The 10,024-nt window shown below is 61.4% G+C and carries 7 protein-coding genes; 6 read left to right on the forward strand and 1 reads right to left on the reverse strand.

The window, feature by feature from the left end:
- Positions 1-92: 92 nt before the first annotated feature.
- The 5 genes from JWQ61_RS02000 (at position 93) to JWQ61_RS02020 (ending at position 6,323) form a co-directional block, all read left to right on the forward strand.
- Complete coding sequence (locus JWQ61_RS02000; RefSeq protein ID WP_304359040.1) at positions 93-1,232, forward strand: branched-chain amino acid ABC transporter substrate-binding protein; 1,140 nt, start codon at positions 93-95, stop codon at positions 1,230-1,232.
- A gap of 19 nt (positions 1,233-1,251) precedes the next feature.
- Positions 1,252-1,956, forward strand: coding sequence for a YafY family protein (locus JWQ61_RS02005; RefSeq protein ID WP_304359041.1), 705 nt, complete (start codon positions 1,252-1,254; stop codon positions 1,954-1,956).
- Between the two features lie 92 nt (positions 1,957-2,048).
- On the forward strand, positions 2,049-2,681 hold the full coding sequence (locus tag JWQ61_RS02010) for a glutathione S-transferase family protein (protein WP_304359042.1): 633 nt from the start codon (positions 2,049-2,051) through the stop codon (positions 2,679-2,681).
- Between the two features lie 239 nt (positions 2,682-2,920).
- Entirely contained in the window at positions 2,921-4,606 is a 1,686-nt protein-coding gene (gene aspT, locus JWQ61_RS02015) for an aspartate-alanine antiporter (protein WP_304359043.1), read from the forward strand.
- A gap of 61 nt (positions 4,607-4,667) precedes the next feature.
- Positions 4,668-6,323 carry a bifunctional aspartate transaminase/aspartate 4-decarboxylase gene (locus tag JWQ61_RS02020; protein WP_304359044.1) on the forward strand — a complete coding sequence of 552 codons (1,656 nt, stop codon included), beginning with the start codon at positions 4,668-4,670 and terminating at the stop codon, positions 6,321-6,323.
- A 42-nt stretch (positions 6,324-6,365) separates the two neighbouring features.
- On the opposite strand, the gene JWQ61_RS02025 is transcribed toward JWQ61_RS02020, so the two are convergent.
- Positions 6,366-7,598 (reverse strand): cytochrome-c peroxidase, encoded by a 1,233-nt coding sequence (locus JWQ61_RS02025; protein WP_304359045.1) that lies wholly within the window; start codon positions 7,596-7,598, stop codon positions 6,366-6,368.
- Positions 7,599-7,832: 234 nt separating this feature from the next.
- Between JWQ61_RS02025 and acpA the strand changes: the two genes are divergently transcribed.
- Complete coding sequence (acpA, locus tag JWQ61_RS02030; protein ID WP_304359046.1) at positions 7,833-9,977, forward strand: acid phosphatase; 2,145 nt, start codon at positions 7,833-7,835, stop codon at positions 9,975-9,977.
- Positions 9,978-10,024 lie beyond the last annotated feature (47 nt).

Consider the following 10,024-nt stretch of genomic DNA (forward strand, 5'->3'; position numbering starts at 1 on the left):
GCTTGTGTGTAGAATAAACGCCGCTGGAACAGTTGCCAGGAGGCTGGGATAATCGCAGCACTTCAACCAAATTCAAACCCCGGGGAGAAAACATGCAGAATCATGCCAAAACAACCTTGCTGGCCGCCACCGTCGCCTTGACCTTCGGCGCTGCCGCGCAGGCCCAGGAGCAAATCGTGAAGATTGCGCACGTCGGCCCGATTACCGGTCCGGTAGCGCATGTCGGCAAGGACAATGAAAACGGCGCACGCATGGCGATCGACGATTTGAACGCCAGGCACCTGGTCATCGGCGGCAAGAAGATCCAGTTCGTATTGCAGGCTGAAGACGACGCCAGCGATCCTAAGCAGGCCACCAGCGTTGCCCAGAAACTGGTCGACGCCAAAGTGGCGGGAGTAGTCGGGCATCTGCAGTCGGGCACCTCGATTCCGGCATCGAAGATTTATTTCGACGCCGGCATTCCGCAAATCTCGCCTTCCGCCACCAGCGCCAAATATACCGAGCAAGGGTTCAACACCACTTTCCGCGTAGTGGCCAACGATTCCCAGCTTGGCGCTGCGATGGGCCGGTATGCGGCAAAAACCCTGCATGCAAAAAAGATCGCGGTGATTGACGACCGCACCGCCTACGGCCAAGGGCTGGCCACCGAATTCCTGAAAGACGCCAAGGCCAACGGCGTCGACGTGGTGTCGACGCAGTACACCAGCGACCGGGCGACTGATTTCAGCGCCATCCTGACCGCGGTCAAGGCCAAGCAGCCAGACCTGATTTTCTTCGGCGGCATCGACGCCAGCGCTGGCACCATGCTGCGCCAGATGCGGCAGCTTGGCATCACCGCCAATTTCATGGGCGGCGATGCAATCTGCACCGGCGCCCTGCCGCGCCTGGCCGGTGAAGGCCTGATCGACGACAAGGTTTATTGCGCGATCGCGGGCGGGGTTGAAAACCCGGCGCCGCTGGATGCTTTCAAGGCCGCTTACAAGAAAAAATACAATGCCGACATCGTCCAGTACGCGCCGTATACCTACGATGCCGTGATGATCATCGCCAAAGCCATGCAGCAGGCCGATTCGGTCGATCCCAAAAAATATCTGGCGGCGCTTGGCAAGATCCAGTACACCGGCGTCACCGGCAAGATCGCCTTTGACGGCAAAGGCGACATCAAGAACGGCACGCTGTCGATCTACACCTTCAGGAACGGCCAGCAAACCTTGCTGACATTGACTAAGTAGACAGGCAGAAGGAGGCGCGTTGGCACAAGCAGCAAGCCGTACCGGACGGTTGTTCATGCTGATGGATGCCTTGCGCAGCCATCGCCGGCCGGTCACCGCGGCCTGCCTGGCGGAGCAGATGTCGGTCTCGGTACGCACCATTTATCGCGACATGCAGACCCTGATCGAGCTGGGCGCGCCGGTCGAAGGCGAGGCCGGCCTCGGTTACGTCTTGCGCGCCGGCTTCTTCCTGCCGCCGCTGATGTTCAGCGAAGACGAGCTGGAAGCGCTGGTGCTGGGGGCGAGCTGGGTCGGGCAGCAAGGCGACGACGGCCTGGCGCAGGCCGCCAAGAGCGCGCTCAGCAAGATCGCCGCCGCTTCGCCGCAGGACCTGCGCGACAGCATGGCGAACACGGGTTTGCTGGCCGCCAGCTACCTGGAAGAAGCGCCCGGCAACAATACGCTGGGGCCGATCCGTGAAGCGATCCGGCGCCAGCACAAGATCAATATCAGCTATCGCGACGAGAACGGCAGCGCTACCGAAAGGCTGGTCTGGCCGATTGCGCTGGCGTTCTTCGAGGGCAGGCGGCTGGTGATTGCCTGGTGCGAGCTACGCAACGGCTTCCGCCACTTCCGCAACGACAGGATCAGCGTCCTGACGCTGACCAAGGTGCGTTATCCGCAGCAGCGCAGCGTGCTGCTGCAAGCCTGGCGCCGTGAAAATCCTTTTGGCGACGGCGAGTAGCGCCTGCTTGTCGGAACACTACTGACACAGCCTGTCAGCACCCCGGGACTAAGATGCAGATATCGCATCAACAACTCCGGGAGATCGTCGTCATGCGCCTCTATCATCACCCCATTTCATCCAACGCACGGCGGGTCGTCATGACCGCGCACCACCTCGGCCTGCCGCTCGAGCTGGTGCTGCTGGACCTGTCCAGCGCCGAGCAGCGCAAGCATCTGCTGGCGATCAATCCCAATGAAAAAATCCCAGTGCTGGTGGACGGTGATTTCATCCTGTGGGAATCCTGCGCGATCATGCAATACCTGGCCGACAAGACGCCGGGCCAGACGGTATACCCGGCCGAGCTACGGGCCAGGGCCGACGTCAACCGCTGGATGTTCTGGTCGGCCCAGCATTTTGCGCCGGCGATCGGGATTTTTCACTGGGAAAATTTCATCAAGGGATTGATCGGCGCAGGCCGTCCCGATCCGGTCGAACTGCAGCGCGGACTGACCGACCTGGAGACCTTTGCCGGCGTGCTCGACGGCCACCTGGCGCGACGCCAATGGGTATCGGGACCGGGCCTGACCCTGGCCGACCTGGCGATCGCGGCGCCGCTGATGACCGCCGCAGCAGGGCATGTGCCGCTGCAGCCATACGCCAACCTGCGCGCCTGGTTCGAGCGCGTGCAAGAACTCGACGCCTGGCGCCAGACCACGCTTGAGGAAGAACTGCTGATAGCCTGAGCGCGGCCGCCATACTGTTACTTCTAGCCAGTCTTTCTTCGGCGGCATGCGCCGCCAGCCCGCATCATTCTTCCTTTTTGCCCCGTAAAACAGTCGCTATTTCTTTTTGGAAATAGCGACTCTGCTATTATTGGGATGCCATTTTGCAACTTTTCAAGGCTTCATCCGCACTAACCGTTCTGGCAGCGACACCGATTTATTGAGCAAACTGCATTTCTCAAAAGGAAAGGACGTCCCTTATGGAGTGGCTGCATGAGTTATTCAAGAAATCCCCGGAGATAGCGCTGTTTTTATCGCTGGCGGTCGGTTATGCCGTCGGCAAGATCAAGTTCGGCAAGTTCCAGCTCGGCGGCGTCGCCGGCTCGCTACTGGTGGCGGTGCTGGTCAGCCAGGTCGGGGTGCAGGTCGATCCGGGCGTCAAGGCAGTGCTGTTCGCGCTTTTCATTTATGCGGTCGGCTACGAAAGCGGTCCGCAATTCTTCAACTCGCTGGGCAAACAATCGATCCGGGAAATCATCCTGGCGGCGATCCTGGCGCTGACCGGCCTGGCGACGGTAGTCGTGATGGCCAAGCTGTTCGGTCTCGACAAGGGGCTGGCTGCGGGCGTCGCCGCCGGCGGCCTGACGCAGTCGGCGATCATCGGCACCGCCGGCGACGCCATCACCAAGCTCGGGCTGGATGCCGCCGAAGTGGCGCGCCTGCAGGGCAATGTCGCGGTGGGTTACGCGGTGACCTACGTATTCGGTTCTTTCGGCGCCATCATCGTCTGCGTCAACATCCTGCCGAAACTGATGGGGCGCAGCATCCGCGAAGATGCGATCAAGGCCGAGACTGCGATGCAGGCCGGGGTCAAGGTGCTGGGGCCGGAGCAGCATGCGGCGCTGCCGGAACTGGTCGGCCGCCTGTATGAAATCACCCAGGGCAAGATCTCGGTGGAGGAAGTGGAAAATCTCGATCCTGCCACCGCCATCACGATTGAAAGAGTCAAGCGAGCCGGCCAGGTGATCGAGGTCAGTCCGCAGCTGCTGCTGCTGCCGCACGACATCGTGCTGGTGGTCGGCCGCCGGGAAGCGGTGGTCAGCACTTCCGGTTTCCTGGGCAAGGAAGTGTATGCGGTGGAAGGCATGGAGCTGACCATGCAGCACCGGGAAGTGGTGCTGACCAACAAGGAATTCCACAATAAAAGCGTGGCGGAAATCCGCACCCAGACCGCCGGCGATGTACGCCACGGCATTTACGTGGTGCAGATCAGCCGCATGGGACAGGTGCTGCCTATCCTGCCCGAAACCATCGTCCAGGTGGGCGACGTGGTGTCCATCTATGGCGCCGAACAGGACGTCAAGCGTGTCGCCGATATCGTCGGTTATGTGATCGTGCCGAGCGCCAAGACCGATTTTGTCTATCTCGGCGCCGGCCTGGTGGTGGGTTTGCTGGTGGGCCTGCTGGTGGCCAAGGTCGGCTCGATTCCGCTGACGCTGGGCAGCGGCGGCGGCGCCCTGCTCTCCGGCCTGCTGTTCGGCTGGTTCCGTTCCAGGCATCAATCGTTCGGCGCCATGCCGGCCGGTGCGGTGCAGATACTGAAAGACCTTGGCCTGGCCGGTTTCGTGGTGGTGGTCGGCCTGTCGTCCGGGCTGCAGGCGGTGCAGACCGTGCGGCAGCAGGGTTTCACCATCTTCGGCGTCGGCGTGGTGGTGACCATCCTGCCGATGATCCTGACTATGCTGATCGGCCGCTACATCCTGCGCTACGACAACACGGCAGTGTTTGCCGGCGCCCTCGCCGGTTCGCGCAGCGCCAATCCGGCTTTCGGCGAGGTGCTCGATAAAGCGGAGAATGCCATTCCCACCGTGCCTTTCGCCATTACCTATGCACTGGCCAATGTGTTCCTGACGTTATTGGGACCGCTGATCGTGGCGCTGGTCTGATCTTGTTTGTGCCTCTCAGTCCGTTGCGGCGGATTCAATCTATCGAATAAGGAGTATCAGAATGGATTTCAGCAATCTCGATAAACTCGCCCTGCTCAGCCCGTTTGAATTGAAAGATGCATTGATCCAGGTGGCGTCGGGCACCGACCGCGCCATGCTCAACGCCGGCCGCGGCAATCCGAACTTCCTGGCGACCACGCCGCGCCACGGTTTTTTCCAGTTCGGCCTGTTCGCCATGAGCGAAGCCGAGCGCTCCTATGTCTACATGGACGGCGTCGGCGGATTCCCGCAGCGTGACGGCATCGAGGCGCGTTTCGAGATTTTCACCAAGGCCCATGCCGGCGTCGACGGCGTGCGTTTCATCGAAGCCGCCGTGTCTTATGTGCGCGACCAGCTGGGCCTGTCGGCCGGCGCTTTCCTCTACGAGATGTGCGTCGCCATCCTCGGCTGCAACTATCCGGTGCCGGACCGCATGCTGAGCCTGAGCGAAAAGATCGTCGGCCAGTACATCCGCCAGGAGATGATCGGCGAGCAGCCGTTCATCGGTAATTTCGACATGTACGCAGTGGAAGGCGGCACCGCCGCCATGACCTACATTTTCAACAGCCTGCGCGAAAACCATATCCTCAAGGCCGGCGACACCATCGCCCTGGGCATGCCGATCTTCACGCCGTATATCGAAATCCCGCACCTCAACGACTACCAGCTGGTCGAGCTGCTGATCGATGCGCCGCCCGAGAACAACTGGCAGTTCACCAAGAAGGAACTCGACAAGCTGCTCGATCCCAAGGTCAAGGCCTTCTTCCTGGTCAATCCCAGCAACCCGCCTTCGGTCAGGATCAACGACGAGACGCTGGCGTATATCGCCGAGATCGTCCGGCAGCGCCCCGACCTGATCATCCTTACCGACGATGTGTACGGCACCTTCGCCGACGATTTTATATCGCTGTTTGCAATCTGTCCCTACAACACCATCCTGGTGTACTCGTTCTCCAAGTATTTCGGCGCCACCGGCTGGCGCATGGGGGTGGTCGCCACGCACGAAAACAATGTCCTGGACGACAAGATCGCGGCGCTGCCCGAAGCACGGCGCAAGGAGCTGGACCTGCGCTACAACTCGATCACCACCGAGCCGCGTGCGCTGAAATTCATCGACCGGCTGGTGGCCGACAGCCGCACCGTGGCGCTCAACCACACCGCCGGCCTGTCGACCCCGGTGCAGGCGCAGATGACTTTGTTCTCTTTGTATTCGCTGCTGGATGAACCGCAGAACTACAAGAAGTCGATGAAACGCATCGTCTTGCGCCGCAAGGAAGCGCTGTACCGGGCGCTGGCCTTGCCATTGCCGGTCGACGCCGATTCGGTGCACTACTACCATCTGCTCGACCTGGAAACGCTGGCCACGGAAATGTACGGCGCCGATTTCGCCAAGTGGATGGTGAAGCGCCTGAAGCCGAACGAGGCGCTGTTCCGGCTGGCGGAAGAGACCGGCGTGATCCTGCTGCCGGGCCGCGGCTTCGGCACGGCGCATGCGTCGGCGCGGGTGTCGCTGGCCAATCTCAACGAATACGACTACACCAACATCGGCACGGCGATCCGCAAGCTGGCGCTGGAATTTCACACGTTGTTCGAGAAAGGCGCCGGTAGCGGCAAGGCGGGCAAGGCAGCCGCCGGCAAATCGAAAACAGTGAAGAGCGCGAAGAAAACCAGGAAATAACGCAGGCGGGCCCATGGAATCCCATGGGCCTTGCCGTTTTTCTTATGGCCGGTAACCGTCGTTCAGGGTTTTCAGGAAGGCGATGACGTCCTTGATCTCGCCATCCGTGAGCGCCGGCCGGTCGCCTGGCTTGCGGTCGAACGGCGCTTCGACATTGACGTTGCCGTGGTAGGCCTCGGGCAGGTCGTCGAATTTGCGCACCTTGCCATCCTTGTCGCGGGGATACCATTTCTGCGGCTGGGTATCGCGCTGCACGTAGAACTTCATCACCTGCTCCAGGCTGGTGAAAGCGCCGTTATGGAAAAATACCTGGCGCATGGCGACGTTGCGCAAGGACGGCGTCTTGAACAGGCCGCAATATTCGGTCTTGTCCTTGAGGTCGGTGCGGTCCGGGCCGCACAAACCCATGTCGAAATATTTCGGATCGGCGTTGGCCGGGATATTCTTGTTGCGCGGCACGCCGATGGCGATCAGGCCGTAGTCGGTAAATTGCGGAAACGCGCCGCTGGCGGTGATTTCACTGATGTGGCATGAGGCGCAGTTGCCTTTGGACGCATCGTTGAACAGCCGCAAGCCGTTCAATTCCTGTTTGCTGAGCTGGGTTTGCTGGCGCAGGAAGGCGTCGTACTTGCTGTTGTACGGATAAAACTCGGTGGGGCTTTCCTGGAATACTTCCAGCGCCATCAGCGCCCACTTGAAAGCCTGTTCCTGGCTGTCGAAAATATCCTCGCCGAAGGTGGCGCGGAATTGCGCTACATAGCTGGTTTTCTTCAGTTTCTCCACCACTTCAGCCGCACTCGCATTGCCCATTTCATGTGCTGACAACAGCGGAATCCGCGCCTGGTCGTGGGTGGATGGTGCGCGGCCGTCCCAGTTGTGGCCGCCGGTGGGGCCGGCGTCGATGCTGTCGTCGCCGTCGTCGTCGAAGAAATGCTCGGTGAACGCCGGCACATTCTGTATATAGCGCAGCGAAGGCACGGCGCGCGTGCCCAGCGTTTTCATTTCCTTGCCGCCCAGCTGCACCGCCAGGTTGTTGGGCGGGCCGAATGCATGGTCGGGACTGTGGCAGGTGGCGCAAGACATTTTGCCGGAGGCCGACAGCGAGGGATCGGAGAACATGGTGCGGCCTAGCGAGGTCATGTCGGCCACCGAGGGCTGCTTTTTCAGCGTCGGCGCATAGGTGGCGCCCACGTAGGCCGGCGCAGCAGGCTTGGCGGCTTCAGCGTCAGGCTGCTGGCCGCAGGCGTTCAGGAGAAACGCGGCGACCCCGCTCATGAATACAATGACTGCTGCAATGACCGCTGGTTTCATGGAATGCTTGACTGGTCCTGGATAACGCGCGGAGCGCTGTGCTGCGTTGAATTGAATGGGAGGCAAGCCTAGCAGCGTTGTGTGACAGAACGATGACACATGTTCCAGCGAAAATATAAATGATAAGGGATGGCTTATTTCACACAGCTGAAATATTCGGGGCATAGGATTGCGCTTTTTATCGCCCGGGGAGGGTTTATGAAGCGGACCATACAATGGCTGCCGGCAACGGTGGCAACGGTGACACTAGCGGCAGGCTTGAGCGCATGCGGCGGTGGCGGGGGCGGCTCGATCGGCGATTCCGGTGGCGCTGTGACCAGCGGCCAGGTGACCGGCAGCTATTATGAAAATGCCAAAGTCTGCTTCGAAGACAAGGTAAAGAAAGCAACCTGCGACGCCGCCTCGCCGGTAACCACCACGGCTGCCGATGGTTCCTATTCCCTCAAAGGCCAGGGCGCGGTAGTGGCCACCGTCAATGCCGGCGCCATCCGCCATGAAGCGCTGGGCGACAAAGGCAGCGCCGTCACGCAGAAACTGGTGTTCCGCGCGCCGTCCGGCCACAGCGCTTTCGTCAGCGCCATCTCGACCGAACTGGCCACGGCCATGGACGCCAACGGCGGCGATTTCGCCGACGCCAGCAAGAAGCTGGCTGCCAAGATCGGCACGGCCGAAGCCAACCTGCTGGCCGACATCAACAAGCTGGGCGGCAACGACCTGGCCAAGCTGAAAGCGGAAGCAGCGGCCGTCAACGCCGCCATCGCAGCGGCCCTCGCCCAAGGCGGCAACGTCGATCTGGGCCAGGCCCTGGGCAGCGCGCTGGCCATGAACAATATCCAGAACGTAGTGGTGATCTTTGCCGAGAACCGCGGCTTCGACAACCTGTACGGCCTGTTCCCTGGCGCCAACGGCATTCCCGGCGTCAATCCGACCTCGGCTTCCAGCTACGTGCCGCAAAAGGATTTCGACGGCAGCACCCTGCCGGTCCTGCCGCCAACCTGGGGCGGGATGACCCTGGCCGGCCAGAGCACCGTCATCACGCAAGCGCAGTCGGCCAACCTGCCGAACAAGCCGTTCCAGATCGACGATGTCAACAGCCCGATCGCCATGTCGTCGACCGTGATTACGCGCGACCTGGTGCATCGTTTCTTCAATAACCAGATGCAGATCAACGGCGGCAAGAACGACAAATTCGCCGCTTACTCGGATGCCGGCGGCCTCAGCATGGGCTATTACGACGGCAGCAAGATGAAGCTGTGGAATATCGCCAAGCAGTACACGCTGGCCGACAACTTCTTCATGGGCGCCTTCGGCGGTTCCTTCCTGACCCACCAGTACCTGATCTGCGCCTGTGCGCCGACTTACCCGAACGCCGACGCCGCCGCTTCGCCTGCCAAGGGCAGCATCTCGGCTGTCACGCTCGACGCCAGCGGCAACCTGGTCGGCCTGACCCCAGGCACCGGCAATCCGACGTCGGTATTGAACGGCGCCCCGGTCTACCAAAAGGACAGCACCATCACGCCGAAGGATGCTGCCGGCATGTTCTATGCGGTCAACACCATGCAGCCGCCGTACCAGCCTAGCGGCAACAACGCCGCCGCCGTCGCTGCCTACGCCGATCCGACCAAGGCCACTACTCTGCCGGTCCAGACCCAGACCAACATTGGCGACGAGCTGACATCCAAGGGTATCGACTGGGCCTGGTATGCCGGCGCCTGGAACGCCGCCCTGGCCGATGCGCCGAACGCCACCCGCAGCGTGATCTACGGCGGCAAGGTCCAGTTCCAGCCGCATCACCAGCCGTTCAACTACTACAGCCGCTTCGATCCGGCCACCGCCACCGGCGCTGCCGAGCGGGCCAGCCACCTGAAGGATTTCGACGCTTCGTTCCTGCAGGATGCAGCCGCCGGCAAACTGCCTGCAGTCGCGTTCTACAAACCGCAAGGCAACCTGAACCAGCATCCGGGTTATGCCAACGTGGCTGACGGCGATGCCCATATCGCCGACGTCATCGCCAAGCTGCAAGCCAGCCCGCAATGGAAGAACATGCTGATCGTGGTGACCTACGATGAAAACGGCGGTTTCTGGGATCACGTGGCGCCGCCCAAGGGCGACCGCTGGGGCCCGGGCACGCGCTTGCCGACTCTGCTGGTGTCGCCTTATGCGAAGAAGGGTTTCGTCGACCACACCCAGTACGACACCGCTTCCATCTTGCGTTTCATCACCAACCGCTATTCGCTGCCGGTACTGCCTGGCATCACCGCCCGCGACAAGGCGTTGGTGGCGAACGGCGCCAAGCCGATGGGCGACTTGACCGGCGCGCTGACGCCGGTTCCGCAGGAGTAAGCTAACCGAAACTCAGCCAGGAAACTGGTAAAGCCGGCTGCCTTGGA

This window comes from Collimonas fungivorans (assembly GCF_028292705.1).
Classification (GTDB): domain Bacteria; phylum Pseudomonadota; class Gammaproteobacteria; order Burkholderiales; family Burkholderiaceae_D; genus Collimonas; species Collimonas fungivorans_B.

Excerpts from the sequence above, each read along its gene's own strand:
- JWQ61_RS02000 (WP_304359040.1), top strand. The coding sequence starts at position 93 with ATGCAGAATCATGCCAAAACAACCTTGCTGGCCGCCACCGTCGCCTTG.
- JWQ61_RS02010 (WP_304359042.1), top strand. The coding sequence starts at position 2,049 with ATGCGCCTCTATCATCACCCCATTTCATCCAACGCACGGCGGGTCGTC.
- aspT (WP_304359043.1), top strand. The coding sequence starts at position 2,921 with ATGGAGTGGCTGCATGAGTTATTCAAGAAATCCCCGGAGATAGCGCTG.
- JWQ61_RS02020 (WP_304359044.1), top strand. The coding sequence starts at position 4,668 with ATGGATTTCAGCAATCTCGATAAACTCGCCCTGCTCAGCCCGTTTGAA.
- JWQ61_RS02025 (WP_304359045.1), bottom strand. The coding sequence starts at position 7,598 with ATGAGCGGGGTCGCCGCGTTTCTCCTGAACGCCTGCGGCCAGCAGCCT.
- acpA (WP_304359046.1), top strand. The coding sequence starts at position 7,833 with ATGAAGCGGACCATACAATGGCTGCCGGCAACGGTGGCAACGGTGACA.